Origin of the sequence: Serratia sp. J2, assembly GCF_046269175.1 — a bacterium.
In the GTDB taxonomy this organism is placed as follows: Bacteria; Pseudomonadota; Gammaproteobacteria; order Enterobacterales; family Enterobacteriaceae; genus Chania; species Chania fonticola_C.
Genome location: NZ_JBKABN010000020.1, coordinates 29,865 through 44,222, shown reverse-complemented (window position 1 = coordinate 44,222; position 14,358 = coordinate 29,865). Strand labels below are relative to the sequence as shown.

12 protein-coding genes are annotated in these 14,358 nt (G+C 55.1%); 10 read left to right on the top strand and 2 right to left on the bottom strand.

Annotated features, from left to right (window positions below):
* The first annotated feature begins 47 nt into the window (after positions 1-47).
* From hflK to ACKWMY_RS19415, 9 genes are all read left to right on the top strand, one after another.
* Entirely contained in the window at positions 48-1,316 is a 1,269-nt protein-coding gene (hflK, locus tag ACKWMY_RS19455) for an FtsH protease activity modulator HflK (RefSeq protein WP_074032084.1), read from the top strand.
* 3 nt (positions 1,317-1,319) lie between these two features.
* Positions 1,320-2,330 carry a protease modulator HflC gene (gene hflC, locus ACKWMY_RS19450; protein ID WP_024530186.1) on the top strand — a complete coding sequence of 337 codons (1,011 nt, stop codon included), beginning with the start codon at positions 1,320-1,322 and terminating at the stop codon, positions 2,328-2,330.
* A 105-nt stretch (positions 2,331-2,435) separates the two neighbouring features.
* Positions 2,436-2,636, top strand: coding sequence for a DUF2065 domain-containing protein (locus ACKWMY_RS19445; RefSeq protein ID WP_074032085.1), 201 nt, complete (start codon positions 2,436-2,438; stop codon positions 2,634-2,636).
* Positions 2,637-2,733: 97 nt separating this feature from the next.
* Positions 2,734-4,032, top strand: coding sequence for an adenylosuccinate synthase (locus tag ACKWMY_RS19440; protein ID WP_024483338.1), 1,299 nt, complete (start codon positions 2,734-2,736; stop codon positions 4,030-4,032).
* Between the two features lie 219 nt (positions 4,033-4,251).
* A complete protein-coding gene (nsrR, locus tag ACKWMY_RS19435; protein ID WP_024483339.1) occupies positions 4,252-4,677 on the top strand; it encodes a nitric oxide-sensing transcriptional repressor NsrR in 426 nt (141 codons plus the stop codon).
* 59 nt (positions 4,678-4,736) lie between these two features.
* The gene (rnr, locus tag ACKWMY_RS19430; protein ID WP_199062805.1) at positions 4,737-7,256 is read left to right on the top strand and encodes a ribonuclease R; all 2,520 of its coding nucleotides are present in this window, start codon (positions 4,737-4,739) and stop codon (positions 7,254-7,256) included.
* Positions 7,257-7,315: 59 nt separating this feature from the next.
* Positions 7,316-8,047, top strand: a complete 732-nt coding sequence (gene rlmB, locus ACKWMY_RS19425) for a 23S rRNA (guanosine(2251)-2'-O)-methyltransferase RlmB (protein ID WP_021179009.1) — start codon at positions 7,316-7,318, stop codon at positions 8,045-8,047.
* Positions 8,048-8,170: 123 nt separating this feature from the next.
* Positions 8,171-9,799, top strand: a complete 1,629-nt coding sequence (locus tag ACKWMY_RS19420; RefSeq protein ID WP_024530182.1) for an isovaleryl-CoA dehydrogenase — start codon at positions 8,171-8,173, stop codon at positions 9,797-9,799.
* A 395-nt stretch (positions 9,800-10,194) separates the two neighbouring features.
* A complete protein-coding gene (locus ACKWMY_RS19415) occupies positions 10,195-12,726 on the top strand; it encodes a filamentous hemagglutinin N-terminal domain-containing protein (protein WP_409486852.1) in 2,532 nt (843 codons plus the stop codon).
* 66 nt (positions 12,727-12,792) lie between these two features.
* Here ACKWMY_RS19415 and bsmA read toward each other — a convergent pair whose 3' ends face one another.
* Positions 12,793-13,101 carry a biofilm peroxide resistance protein BsmA gene (gene bsmA, locus ACKWMY_RS19410; RefSeq protein WP_024530180.1) on the bottom strand — a complete coding sequence of 103 codons (309 nt, stop codon included), beginning with the start codon at positions 13,099-13,101 and terminating at the stop codon, positions 12,793-12,795.
* Between the two features lie 99 nt (positions 13,102-13,200).
* On the opposite strand from bsmA, the gene yjfP reads away from it, so the two are divergent.
* Positions 13,201-13,953 (top strand): esterase, encoded by a 753-nt coding sequence (yjfP, locus tag ACKWMY_RS19405; protein WP_409486851.1) that lies wholly within the window; start codon positions 13,201-13,203, stop codon positions 13,951-13,953.
* An 87-nt stretch (positions 13,954-14,040) separates the two neighbouring features.
* Here yjfP and ACKWMY_RS19400 read toward each other — a convergent pair whose 3' ends face one another.
* On the bottom strand, positions 14,041-14,307 hold the full coding sequence (locus tag ACKWMY_RS19400) for a DUF1471 domain-containing protein (protein WP_024530178.1): 267 nt from the start codon (positions 14,305-14,307) through the stop codon (positions 14,041-14,043).
* Between the last annotated feature and the right edge of the window lie 51 nt (positions 14,308-14,358).

Below are 14,358 nucleotides of genomic sequence, written 5' to 3'. Positions count from 1 at the left end.
TAAGCATTAGCCTGAAGTACCCAATCACAGAATAATGGAGCTAAAACATGGCGTGGAATCAGCCCGGTAATAACGGACAGGACCGCGACCCGTGGGGGAGCAGCAATAATAATGGCGGCAACTCTGGCGGTAACAATAAAGGCGGTCGCGATCAAGGACCACCGGATTTAGACGATATCTTCCGCAAGCTGAGCAAGAAATTGAGCAGCCTGACCGGCGGTGGCAAAGGCTCCAACGGCAATAACAGCGGTGGAACGGGTTCAATCGGGCCGGGCTTCAGTGGCAAGATTGTCGGCATTGCTGCGGTTGCGGTGGTGGTGATCTGGGCCGCCAGCGGTTTCTATACCATCAAAGAAGCCGAACGTGGTGTGGTCACTCGCTTTGGTAAATTCAGCCATCTGGTGCAGCCAGGTCTGAACTGGAAACCGACGTTTATCGATCAGGTTCGCCCGGTTAACGTGGAGTCGGTCCGTGACCTGTCCGCGTCCGGTGTGATGCTGACTTCCGATGAGAACGTGGTGCGCGTCGAGATGAACGTGCAGTACCGCGTTTCCGATCCGGCAGCCTATCTGTTCAGCGTAACCGATGCCAACGACAGCCTGAGACAGGCGACAGACAGCGCATTGCGTGGTGTTATCGGTAAATACACCATGGACAAGATCCTGACCGAAGGCCGTACCATCGTCCGTAGCGACACTCAGCGTGTACTGGAAGAAACCATCCGTCCGTACAAAATGGGGATCACTCTGCTGGACGTCAACTTCCAGGCTGCACGTCCGCCGGAAGAGGTGAAAGCCGCGTTTGATGATGCGATCGCCGCACGTGAGAACGAGCAGCAATCCATTCGTGAAGCAGAAGCTTACGCCAACGAAGTTCAGCCGCGTGCCAACGGTGCTGCACAGCGCCTGCTGGAAAATGCGCGCGCCTACCAGGCCCAGACCGTTCTGGAAGCCCAGGGTGAGGTTGCTCGTTTCGCCAAGCTGTTGCCGGAGTACAAAGCCGCACCGGAAATTACCCGTGAGCGTCTGTACCTCGAAACCATGGAAAAAGTGTTGAGCCACACCCGTAAGGTGTTGGTGGCAGACAACAAAGGCAATAACAGTCTGATGGTGCTGCCACTGGATCAAATGCTGCGCGGTGCCGGTAAGCCGGTTACCGAAGGCAGCAAAGATGCCGGACAGAACCTTCTCGCCCCTGCGCCAGCCTCGACTCCTTCATCGGATGCGAGCACTAACAGTTCCAGCAGTGGTTCCATCATGGACCAACGCCGGGCTAATGCGCAGCGTAGCGACAACACACGCGTAGGGAGAGAATAATCAATGCGTAAGTCTTTCATAGTTATCCTCGCGGTGGTGTTGGTAGCCCTTTACGCCTCAATGTTTGTGGTTCAGGAAGGCGAGCGCGGCATCGTGCTGCGTTTCAGTAAAGTTCTGCGCGACAGCGAAAACAAACCGCTGGTTTATGCACCGGGTCTGCACTTCAAGATCCCGTTTATTGAAACCGTGAAAATGCTGGATGCCCGTATCCAGACCATGGACAACCAGGCCGATCGCTTCGTGACCAGCGAGAAGAAAGACCTGATCGTCGACTCCTACCTGAAATGGCGTATTAGTGATTTCAGCCGCTACTACCTGGCGACCGGTGGTGGTGATGTTTCTCAGGCGGAACTGCTGCTGAAACGCAAGTTTAACGACCGTCTGCGTTCCGAGATTGGCCGTTTGGACGTGCGTGACATCGTGACTGACTCCCGTGGCCGTCTGATGGCAGACGTGCGTGAGGCGCTGAACACCGGTACCGTGGGTGACGGCGAAGAAGCCGCCGCCAGCGAAGCCGATGACGCTATCGCATCTGCCGCAGCCCGTGTTGAGCGTGAAACCAATGGCAAACAGCCAGCGGTTAACCCGAACAGCATGGCAGCACTGGGTATTGAAGTGGTGGACGTCCGTATCAAGCAGATCAACCTGCCTGCGGAAGTGTCCGATGCGATCTTCCAGCGTATGCGTGCAGAGCGTGAGGCGGTAGCCCGTCGTCACCGTTCACAAGGTAAAGAAGAGGCTGAGAAGCTCAAAGCGACCGCCGACTACGAAGTGACTCGTACCATCGCGGAAGCCGAGCGTCAGGCACGTATCACTCGCGGTGCGGGCGATGCGGAAGCGGCCAAGCTGTTTGCCGATGCCTTCAGCCAGGATCCGGATTTCTACGCTTTCATCCGTAGCCTGCGTGCTTATGAAACCAGCTTCGGCCCTGGCAATCAGGACGTGTTGGTGCTGAGCCCGGACAGCGATTTCTTCCGCTACATGAAGTCGCCTGTTGCTACGCGCAACAGATAACGTCAGCATGATGGCGATCCCCGATAGCTTTCAGGCCATGGTTTGAAAGAGCAGGGGGAGAACCAAGGCCCGTTTAAACGCGGGCCTTTCTTTTTTGGGGGAAGGATGAATTCGACAATCTGGCTGGCGCTTGGGTTGGTTTTGGTGCTGGAAGGGCTGGGGCCGATGCTGTTCCCACAGGCTTGGCGTAAAATGGTCCAGACGATGTCGCAACTGCCCGATGCCACACTGCGGCGTTTTGGTGGGGGATTAGTGGTTGCAGGCTGTGTGATCTACTACATGTTGCGTGCACGCACGGGGGTTTAAAGTTTAGCCGAAAAAGTACGCAATCGTATGCTAAAAGTGCTGAAACTGAAGAATTAGGGTGGTAGAATCCATTTTTAAGCAACCTGGTGATTTTAAAATGGGTAAGAACGTCGTCGTACTGGGCACCCAATGGGGTGACGAAGGTAAGGGTAAGGTCGTAGACCTGCTGACTGAACGGGCTCAATATGTTGTGCGCTACCAAGGTGGCCATAACGCTGGCCACACTCTGGTTATCAACGGTGAAAAAACCGTTCTTCATTTAATTCCTTCAGGTATCCTGCGTGAAAACGTGACCAGCGTCATCGGCAACGGTGTCGTTCTGGCGCCAGACGCGTTGATGAAGGAAATGGGTGAACTCGAAGCGCGCGGCATCCCGGTACGCGAACGTCTGTTACTGTCTGAAGCCTGCCCGCTGATCCTGCCTTATCACGTCGCTCTGGATAATGCGCGTGAGAAAGCGCGTGGCGCCAAGGCCATCGGTACCACCGGTCGTGGTATCGGCCCGGCTTACGAAGACAAAGTTGCCCGTCGCGGTCTGCGCGTTGGTGACCTGTTCGATAAAGCCACCTTCGCCACCAAGCTGAAAGACATCATCGATTACCACAACTTCCAGCTGGTTAACTACTACAAAGTAGAAGCCGTCGATTACCAGACCACCCTTGACTATGTGTTGTCGATTGCCGATATCCTGACCGGGATGGTAGTAGACGTCTCCGAACTGCTGGACGGTGCGCGCAAGCGTGGCGATCTGATCATGTTCGAAGGTGCACAGGGCACTCTGCTGGATATCGATCACGGTACTTATCCGTACGTGACCTCTTCCAACACCACCGCTGGTGGCGTAGCAACCGGTTCTGGCATTGGCCCACGTTATGTGGACTACGTGCTGGGCATCGTGAAAGCCTATTCTACCCGTGTAGGTGCAGGTCCGTTCCCAACCGAACTGTTCGACGAAACCGGCGAATACCTGTGCAAACAGGGTAATGAGTTTGGTGCCACCACTGGCCGTCGCCGCCGTACCGGCTGGTTGGATGCGGTTGCCGTTCGTCGTGCCGTGCAGATCAACTCCCTGTCTGGCTTCTGCCTGACCAAGTTGGACGTGCTAGACGGCCTGAAAGAAGTGAAGATCTGTGTGGGCTATCGCATGCCGGATGGCCGCGAAATGACCACCACGCCGCTGGCTGCAGAAGGTTGGGAAGGTATCGAGCCAATCTACGAAACCATGCCGGGCTGGAGCGAAACGACGTTTGGTGTGAAAGACTACAGCAAACTGCCACAGGCAGCGCTGAACTACATCAAACGCATCGAAGAGCTGACTGATGTACCGGTAGACATTATCTCTACTGGCCCAGACCGTAGCGAAACCATGATCCTGCGCGATCCGTTCGACGCATAATCTGTTTGCTCTACTGTCACCAAACAAACCGGGCCAAGTCCCGGTTTGTTTGCCTCATGTATCCTCCCGATGGCGTTTTCACCTCACAAAATCCTTTCGTTGCTCCGGTTGAGAGTCGGCTATGTACTAAATAATTAGCTGCGAACTCTCTGGCTGGTTTATCATCCAATAAGATAGTAAAGAAAATCGCCGAAAATCGGCAGATACCCAGAGGTAAACGTGCAGTTAACAAGTTTTACTGACTATGGCCTACGGGCATTGATCTATATGGCATCATTGCCTGCGGACAAAATGACCAGCATCTCTGAGGTTACGGAGGTGTACGGGGTTTCCCGTAACCATATGGTAAAAATTATCAATCAGCTGAGCCGTGAAGGCTTTGTAACCGCCGTGCGGGGTAAAAACGGCGGTATACGCTTGGGTAAACCGGCTGAGAGCATCCGTATTGGCGACGTGGTGCGGGCGCTGGAGCCGCTTTCGTTGGTTAACTGCAGCAGCGATTTTTGTCATATCACCCCAGCCTGCCGTTTGAAGCAAGTGCTCCAGCAGGCGGTAAAGAATTTCCTTGAGGAGCTGGATAGTCACACATTGGCCGACATGGTCGAAGACAATTCACCGCTCTACAAGCTTTTGCTTGTCGAATAAAGCGTTACTGAGAAGACAAGGCTCAGCGACACCCTGCTGATGACAACGGAGGAACCTCAATGTCACAAGATCCATTCCTGGAACGAGAAGCAGAAAAATATGAATCCCCAATTCCTAGCCGCGAATTTATTCTGGCCCATTTGGCGAAACGTGAAACGCCGGCCAGCCGCGAAGAGTTGGGCAATGAACTGAATTTATCCGGCGAAGAAGCGCTGGAAGCCCTGCGCCGTCGCCTGCGTGCGATGGAGCGTGATGGCCAGTTGGTCTTTACCCGCCGCCAGTGCTATGCCCTGCCGGAGCGTCTGGACCTGCTGCGTGGCACGGTGATCGGCCACCGCGATGGCTTCGGCTTCTTGCGGGTTGAAGGGCGTAAAGACGACCTTTATCTCTCCGCCGAGCAAATGAAAATGGCCATCCACGGCGATGTGGTGTTGGCTCAACCGCTGGGCGAAGATCGCAAAGGCCGCCGTGAAGCGCGTATCGTGCGCGTGCTGGTACCCAAAACCAGCCAGATTGTTGGCCGCTACTTCACCGATGCCGGTACCGGCTTCGTGGTGCCGGATGACGGCCGCCTGAGCTTCGATATTCTGATCCCTGCCGACTCGGTCAGCGGGGCGCGGATGGGCTTTATGGTGGTGGTCGAGCTGACCCAGCGCCCAACGCGCCGCACCAAAGCCGTGGGCAAGATCGTCGAGATCCTGGGTGATAAAATGGGGACCAGCATGGCGGTGGATATCGCATTGCGTACCCATGAGATCCCGCATACCTGGCCACCTCAGGTGGAGAAGCAGGTTGCCGACCTCAGTGAGCAGGTGCCGGAAGCCGCCAAGAAAGGGCGTGTGGATCTGCGTCACTTGCCGCTGGTCACCATTGATGGCGAAGACGCCCGCGATTTTGATGATGCCGTGTACTGCGAGAAAAAACGCGGTGGTGGCTGGCGCCTGTGGGTCGCGATTGCCGATGTCAGCTACTATGTGCGCCCGCGCACGGCGCTGGATGACGAAGCCCGTAGCCGCGGCACCTCGGTCTACTTCCCATCGGAAGTGGTACCAATGCTGCCGGAAGTGCTTTCCAACGGCCTGTGCTCGCTCAACCCACAGGTCGACCGCCTGTGTATGGTGAGTGAGATGACCATCTCCGCATCGGGCCGTCTGTCTTCGTTTAAATTCTACGAAGCGGTAATGAGCTCCCATGCGCGCTTAACCTACACCAAGGTCTGGCATATCTTGCAGGGCGATCAGGAGCTGCGCGAGCAGTATCATCCGTTGGTCAAACACCTGCAGGAGCTGCATGCGCTGTATAAAGTGCTGGATCAGGCTCGTGCCGAACGCGGTGGTATCGCCTTCGAAACCGAAGAAGCCAAGTTTATCTTCAACGCTGAACGCCGTATTGAACGCGTAGAACCAACGGTACGTAATGACGCGCACAAACTGATCGAAGAGTGCATGATCATGGCGAACGTTGCGGCGGCACGCTTTGTCGAGAAGCATAACGAACCCGCGCTGTTCCGCGTGCACGATCGTCCAAGTGACGATCACATTTCCGCATTGCGCAGCGTGTTGAGCGAGCTGGGCCTGACGCTGGGTGGCGGCCTGAAGCCGCAGCCGAAAGATTACGCCACTTTGATGGACGAGGTATCTGAACGCCCGGACCGTGAAATGCTGCAAACCATGCTGCTGCGTTCGATGAAACAGGCGATCTACGATCCGGAAAACCGTGGCCACTTCGGCTTGGCGTTGGCCTCTTATGGCCACTTTACTTCACCGATCCGTCGCTACCCGGACCTGTCACTGCACCGCGCCATCAAGTACGTGTTGGCGAAGGAGCATGGCGAACAGAAAGAGCGCTGGACGCCAACCGGAGGCTGGCACAGCGATCTGGAAGAGATGCTGCAACTGGGTATGCACTGCTCGATGACCGAGCGCCGTGCCGATGAAGCTACGCGTAACGTGGCGGACTGGTTGAAGTGCGACTTTATGCAGGATCACGTTGGTGAAGTGTTTAGCGGCGTTATTGCCAGCGTCACCGGCTTTGGTTTCTTCGTCCGCCTGAGCGATCTGTTTATCGATGGTCTGGTACACGTGTCCACGCTGGATAACGATTACTATCGCTACGATAATATCGGCCAGCGTCTGATCGGCGAATCTTCCGGCATGGTCTATCGCCTGGGAGATACGGTGGAGATCCGCGTTGAGGCCGTGCATATGGACGAACGCAAGATCGACTTCGCCCTGGTTTCCAGCACCCGCAAACCGCGTGGTGAAGGAAAAACCGAGCGCGAACGTGCCAAGAATGGCGGCCAGCGTACGCTGCGCGACGGTGCCGGAGCGGGCCGCAGTCAGGCTCAACGTAAACGCCGTGGCGGCAAGACGCCTGCCAACTTTGAACCAGACAGCGCCTTCCGTAAAAAAGATGGGGCCAAGGCCAAACCTGCAGACAAGGTGAAGCCAGACCCGAAGGCGAAAGCGAAAACCGATCCGAAGGCAAAAGCCAAAAAAGCGTCTGATAAAACCAAAAAGATAGCGGCCGCGACCAAAGCCAAGCGTGCCAGTAAGAAGAAAGGTGCCGAGCAGGGTTAACCTGCCGCACGTTATTATCCCCGGCCGGGTCATCCCGGCCGCACAGTTAAAAGAGCATCATGAGCGAAATTATCTACGGTATTCACGCTGTCAAAGCCCTGCTAGACAACGATCCACAACGTTTCCTGGAAGTGTTTATTCTCAAGGGGCGTGACGATCGCCGCTTACAGCCTTTGATTGCCGAGCTGGAAGCGACCGGTATTGTGATCCAGGTGGCTAACCGCCAATGGCTGGATGAGAAGGTCGAAGGGGCCGTCCACCAGGGCATTATTGCGCGGGTGCGTGAAGGGCGGAAATATCAGGAGAACGATTTGCCTGGGCTGCTGGAAAGCGTTGAAACGCCATTCCTGCTGGTGTTGGACGGCGTTACCGATCCCCATAACCTGGGGGCTTGCCTGCGTAGTGCCGATGCTGCCGGTGTCCATGCGGTGATCGTCCCACGCGATCGCTCTGCCCAACTGAATGCGACGGCGAAGAAAGTGGCCTGCGGTGCGGCCGAGAATGTCCCACTGATCACCGTCACCAACCTGGCTCGTACCCTGCGTTTGCTGCAAGAGATGAACATCTGGATCGTGGGCACGGCGGGTGAAGCCGACCACACGCTGTATCAAAGCAAAATGACCGGCCCGATGGCGTTGGTTATGGGCGCGGAAGGCGAAGGTATGCGTCGTTTGACCCGTGAACATTGCGACGAACTGATCAGCATTCCGATGGCCGGTACGGTTTCCTCGCTGAACGTCTCGGTAGCGACCGGTGTCTGTCTGTTTGAAGCGGTGCGCCAGCGCAGCTGATGATTTAATAGGGGTGAAACCTGTCACCCCTACCTCTAATCTCCTATCTTGTGATCCCGCCAGCGGCAGAAATCCAGCTAATGACCATAATTACCCCTGAAGCGTTAATCAGGGAGCAAATTCATGGTCTGGACTACGCATACCGTCTTTAACCAACCCAAGCCCTTGGGGAACAGCAACCTTTTCCTGTCCGATACGCCGTTACGTGAAGCGCTGCAGCGCGAGTTGGCAGGTTGGGATAGTGACGTTCTGGCCTCGCTTGGGCAGCAGTTAGGCACGCAGGAGTCGCTGGAGTTGGGGCGGCTGGCCAATACCAACCCACCAGAGTTGCTGCGCTATGACGCTACCGGGCAACGCCTGGACGACGTGCGCTTTCATCCAGCCTGGCACATCCTGATGCAAGGGCTGGTCGCTAACCGGGTGCATAACCTGCCGTGGCAGGAAGATGCCCGTATTGGCTCCTTGGTGGCCCGCGCCGCCCGCTTTGTGTTGCACGCTCAGGTGGAGGCCGGCACGCTCTGCCCAATCACCATGACCTTTGGCGCTATCCCACTGCTACAGCGTTCCCTGCCAAAGGAGTATCAATCCTGGCTAACCCCGTTACTTTCCGATCGTTATGACCCTCATCTGTTGCCCGGTGCACAAAAGCGCGGGCTGTTGATCGGCATGGGGATGACGGAAAAGCAGGGCGGTTCGGACGTGCTGAGCAATACCACCACCGCCGTGCCGCTCGCCAGTCGTGGCAATGGGGAGGCTTATCGTCTGGTGGGCCATAAATGGTTCTTTTCGGTGCCACAGAGTGATGCCCATCTGGTGCTGGCGCAAACGGAAGGCGGGCTGTCCTGCTTCTTTCTGCCAAGGATCTTACCTGATGGCACGCGCAATGCCATCCGCCTGGAGCGGCTTAAAGACAAGCTGGGCAACCGTTCCAATGCCAGTAGCGAAGCCGAGTTTCAGGACGCCACGGCCTGGCTGTTGGGTGATGAAGGAGATGGCGTCAGGCAAATCCTCAAGATGGGCGGTATGACCCGCTTCGATTGTGCTTTGGGTAGCCATGGGCTGATGCGCCGCAGCCTTTCGGTGGCGTTGTACCATGCTCTGCAACGGCAGGCGTTTGGTAAATGCCTTATTGAACAGCCATTGATGCGGCAGGTATTGGCCCGTATGGCGTTACGGCTTGAAGGGCATACCGCCTTACTCTTTCGTTTGGCGCGAGCCTGGGAAAGTCGGGGGGATGCAGGAGAAACCGTTTATAGCCGCTTACTTACTCCGGCCGCGAAATACAGCATTTGCCGTCAGGGGGCACCATTTATCGCTGAAGCGATGGAGGTGTTAGGGGGTATTGGTTATTGTGAAGAGAGTGAGTTGCCGCGGCTTTATCGTGAGGTTCCGGTTAACAGCATTTGGGAAGGTTCAGGCAACATCATGTGCCTGGACGTGATGCGCAGCCTGCATAAGCTGCCGGGTGCGTTGGAATTGCTGCAGCAGGAGCTGTTGCCGGTGCGCGGGCAGAATCGGTTGTTCGATCGCGCTTGGCGGCAGTGGCAGCAGCGTATGCGCCAGCCGCGTGAAGAAATGGGGCGTTTGTTAACCCAGCAGTTATTCGATCTGTGCTGTGCCGCCCAACTGCTGCAACATGCCAGCCCGCCAATTGGTGAGGCCTGGTGCCATTTAACGCTGGATTATCGTGGGGATAGAATGCTGCCTGCTGAGGTGTGCGATACGCTGCTTCAGCGGGCTATGGGGAACTAAAACAGGAGCTCGGGCTTATCGTCTAGAGAGAAATGCCATCAGATAATATGCTGATGGCATTGGATGTATAATTTCCTGTCTGACTTCAGCTCGAATGATTAATTATAGAAATATCTCGCATGATATTAATTTCGTGTGAGCGCCTAAGATGTGTTCTGCTGTAATTTTAAGGATGATTCTCGTTAATGTGTGGGATATGCCCTTTTTTGGGTTCTGCTTAACTAATTGGCTGAGTGGGTAACAGGTTGTATGTTACATTTTTAATGTAATGGAGACTAAGCACGGCTCGTGAGTGCCAATCTGTGCTAATTATTTATTTGGGGAAGTCTTATTTTTATTGCGGCTTGTTCGCGGCAATCTACTGACTTTCCTATTGTGTAAAAGGAATTAACAGCATGACATATAGTAATCTCTCGTCTACAACCGAATTATCGATACGTAAAGAAAAGAGCAGCTCATCTCTGCAGATGAATCTTTCGCCACTCTACTTTGCCGGGCTGCTGGCTTTTGGCTGCGTCTCCGTGGCTAATGCGGCTATCGTTGCCGATGCCGGGCAGGCATCTAGCCCTGCGGTTAATGCCGGGGCGAATGGTTCGACCGTGGTGAATATCAACGCTGCGGGTAAAGGGGGTGTTTCACATAATATCTTCAACCAGTTCAATGTTGATAAAAACGGTGTGGTGCTGAATAACAGTGTTGACGGGGCTAATAGCCAACTGGCGGGGAGTCTCGCGGGTAATGCGAATTTAAGCGGTGGGGCGGCCTCGGTGATCCTTAATGAGGTCAACACTAATCGGGCCAGCGTGTTAAATGGCATGGTGGAAGTTGCAGGCCAGCAGGCTCAGGTAATTATTGCCAACCCGGCAGGTATTACCTGTAGTGGCTGCGGCTTTATTAATGCCGGCAGAGCAACGCTGACCACCGGTACTGCCCAGATTGCCGATGGTGCCATACAGGGATATAAAACGGAAAAAGGCACCATTGTTATTAATGGCAGTGGCCTGAACAGCGGTGACAGTAATTATACCGATCTGATTGCTCGCTCGGTGGTGATTAATGCCGGCGTCTGGGCCAAGGATTTGAAAGTGACCACTGGCCGTAATAACGTCAATGCGGATAACACCCAGGCGACTGCACTGGCCTCGGCGTTGGGCAGACCTGGCGTTGGGATTGACGTTGCTGCTTTGGGGGGGATGTATGCCGGCAAGATCACCTTGGTGGGGACAGAAAGCGGAGTAGGCGTTCGAAATGCCGGTACCATCGCGGCTTCCACTTCAGATCTGGTGATGGACGTTAATGGTGTGCTGGATAACCGTTCAGGGACCCTATCCGCCGCACGTGCCAACAAGCTGAACACCACCGGCACTATTAATAATACCAGGGGGAAAATCACCGGCGGGAACGGTGGTATCACTATCAATACCCATAAAAACCGCCTTACCAATACCAACGGCAACATAGCGGCCATCGGCTCTGTGAGCATCAATAGCGGGCAATTGAACAATACCAACGGTATGGTGCAAGCCAGTTCACAGGTCACTATCGATACCAATGGGCAGTTGCTGACCAATACTGGCCGCAATAATGACACCGGCATTTACAGCACCTTGGGTATAGTGCTGAAAACGGGTCAGTTGAACAATAACAATGGCCTGATCACCACCAGTGGTAACTCCACTATCATCAGCGGTGAGTTGGATAACCGTAATGGGCAGATTTTTGCCTTTGGCTCTTCGTTGTCCGATCTGTCGATGACCGTTGGCGGCACGCTTGATAACCGTGGTGGCGAAATAGCGGCTCAACATCACGTAAATCTGTCTACCAGCGGTACGTTGAATAATAGCGCTAACGGTAAAATGAGTGCCGGTGACGATTTTAAGCTGACGACAAACAAAGCAGCGCTCAATAACACCAACGGTTTGATTGAGTCGGCTGGGGCGTTGGATATCAACAGTGGGCTACTGACCAATAGAACCGGTAGTTTGCAAGCGACCAAGATGCTGAACGTAAACACCAACGGCAGTAACCTGCTCAACGAGAGTGGGCAGATCTCTGCCATGGGGGATATCCAGCTCGCCAATATCAACGCCATGGACAACCGGGATGGCAGTGTTAGCGGTGAGGGCAAGCTGTTGCTGCAGGCAAACAGCCTGGATAACCGCACGGGTGGGTTAACCCTGGACAAGGGCAATGACGTTCGCATCCAAAATGCCCTTAATAACAACTATGGCGTGATCCGTAGCGAGCTGGGTAGCACGGAGCTATACGCCAGCACGGTCAACAACAATGCGGGCATGTTGGGGGGGCAGGAAGTTCATGTGCATACCGATACATTGCGCAATGACGAGGGGCTGATTTTTGCCGAGAAGACGGCAGAAATAAAGGCGGCGACTCTCTATAACCGTAATGGTGAAAATTTTGGTCGAGTGATGGGCGTGCATATCGATATGCCGGAGGACACTCAGGGGGGCATTATCAGTATGGGCGATCTGAGCATGACCGGTAACCGGGTGTACAACAGTCGGGGTCTGATTGCTGCCAGCGGTGGCAACTTGAACATGAAGTATGCCGGCAACGTGGATAATAACCGCGGCACCCTTTCAAGTGTGGCTTATCTGTCGCTGCTGGCTAACCGCCTGGATAACGGCAATGGCACGATATCTTCAACAGGTAGCAGTAGAGTAGAAGTGGCTTCAGCCTTTACCAACAGCGGCCTAGTCCACGGTAGAGAAGTGCTGGATATTCGCGTTAACGGGGCATTGACCAACAGCGGTCAATTGTGGTCCGACAAGGTCACCACGATCAACAGCCAGAATTTAACTAACCGGCGCGGCGCGGTGATCGGCGGCCTGGAAGGGGTAAAACTGAACCTGACGGGGAGATACACCAATAACGGTGATGTAACTGGGCCGGTAATCAAAGAGTAATCGCGGAAATATCTTTTACGGGTGTCTATTCGGGCACCCGTTTTTACTTATCTCTCAGAGCCCGCACTACCGATAAAGTATCGCCTGTGAATACCACTGGCCCGGCACGATGGTTTCGCTGTTCATGATGATCATGTAATAGCGTGCCCCGCTGGCGTTAGCTTTGCGCTGGATCTCGGCTTCCACGTTCATCGGGCTGCCATGCACTAGCGCGCTGATCGTCCCCATCTTCTCCAACTCGGTGGTTTGGGCACGGGTGATCTCCTGTGCCTGAGCGGTAGGCGGCGGTGGGGGTTTGGGCGTGGTTTTAAATACGCTGCAGCCGGATAACAAACCAAACAGCAATAGGGTGATCAACGAACGGGAAAGATTCATGCTGGCCTCATCGCTATTTAGCATAGAGTAGAACGGTTTGAACTACGGTTTCGGGCCGATATTTGCCATCATAGAGAAGATTGGGCACAGGGGGAATACATGATCGAGATCCATGATGAGCGGGTGGGTGACGTTGCGGTGATCCATGCGGTGCCAGCCGGGCGCTATGAGCAGCCGTTACCCACGATCTTTTTCTATCACGGCTATACCTCATCGAAAGAGGTGTACGCTTATTTTTCCTATGCGCTGGCCAAGGTCGGATTCCGGGTGGTGCTGCCCGATTGTGCGATGCACGGTGAGCGGTTTGATGGTGATGAAGCACGGCGGCTGGCGCATTTCTGGGAAATCCTCAAAAGTAACGTCGATGAGTTACCCGCGCTCAAAACGCACTTTGAGCAGCGTGGGCTAATTGCCGGGGATCGCATTGGCGTGGCGGGCGCTTCGATGGGGGGAATGACCACCTTAGGGGCATTTACCCGTTACCCTTGGGTGAAAGCTGCCGCCAGCCTGATGGGGTCGGGCTACTTTACTTCACTGGCGCAGACGTTGTATCCGCCATTGGATGCGCATGGTCAAGCGCTGGAGCAGTCCGCGCTCAAGGCACGTCTTGCGCCCCTGGTCGCTTATGAGGTTGAACATCATTGGGAGAGTTTTGCCGGGCGGCCACTGCTGTTATGGCATGGTGAAACCGATGATGTAGTACCAGCGTTGGAGAGTGAGCGCTTGGCCGGTGAGTTACGCCGGCGAGGCCTGGATCGTCGGTTGACCTACCTCACTGAAGCGGAAGTACGCCATCGTATTACCCCTGGGGCTTTGAACGCTACCGCCGCCTTTTTCCAGGATTCGCTGTAAAAAGCCCCCGAGGGAGGGGGCAAGGCCTGGCTGTTACTGATCGACCGCCTCTTGGTGCGGCTGGGTTCCCTGGTGCTGCATTTTCGGTTAGCGATAAAGCTCGGCGCTGACGTGGATAGACGCGGTGCTGCCTGGCTCATGTAGCGCAACAATCCGGTAAGCGCTGGCGCCGCGTTGATCGGCAATCTTGTTGATTTGGGACGTTGCGTCGTCGGGCGAAACCACTTCCTGATCGAGGCTGACGAAGCCAATGCTTTGGCGCTCTGCGGCCTGGTGTGCGGTGATCTCAGTGGCGGCCATGGCGTTGGCGGAAAGCAGCAACGCGATAGCGGTAGCGATGGTGATACGTTTCATAGACACCTCTCTTAACCCTTTGCTACGGCGGCGTGTCACTTGGCCCACCGC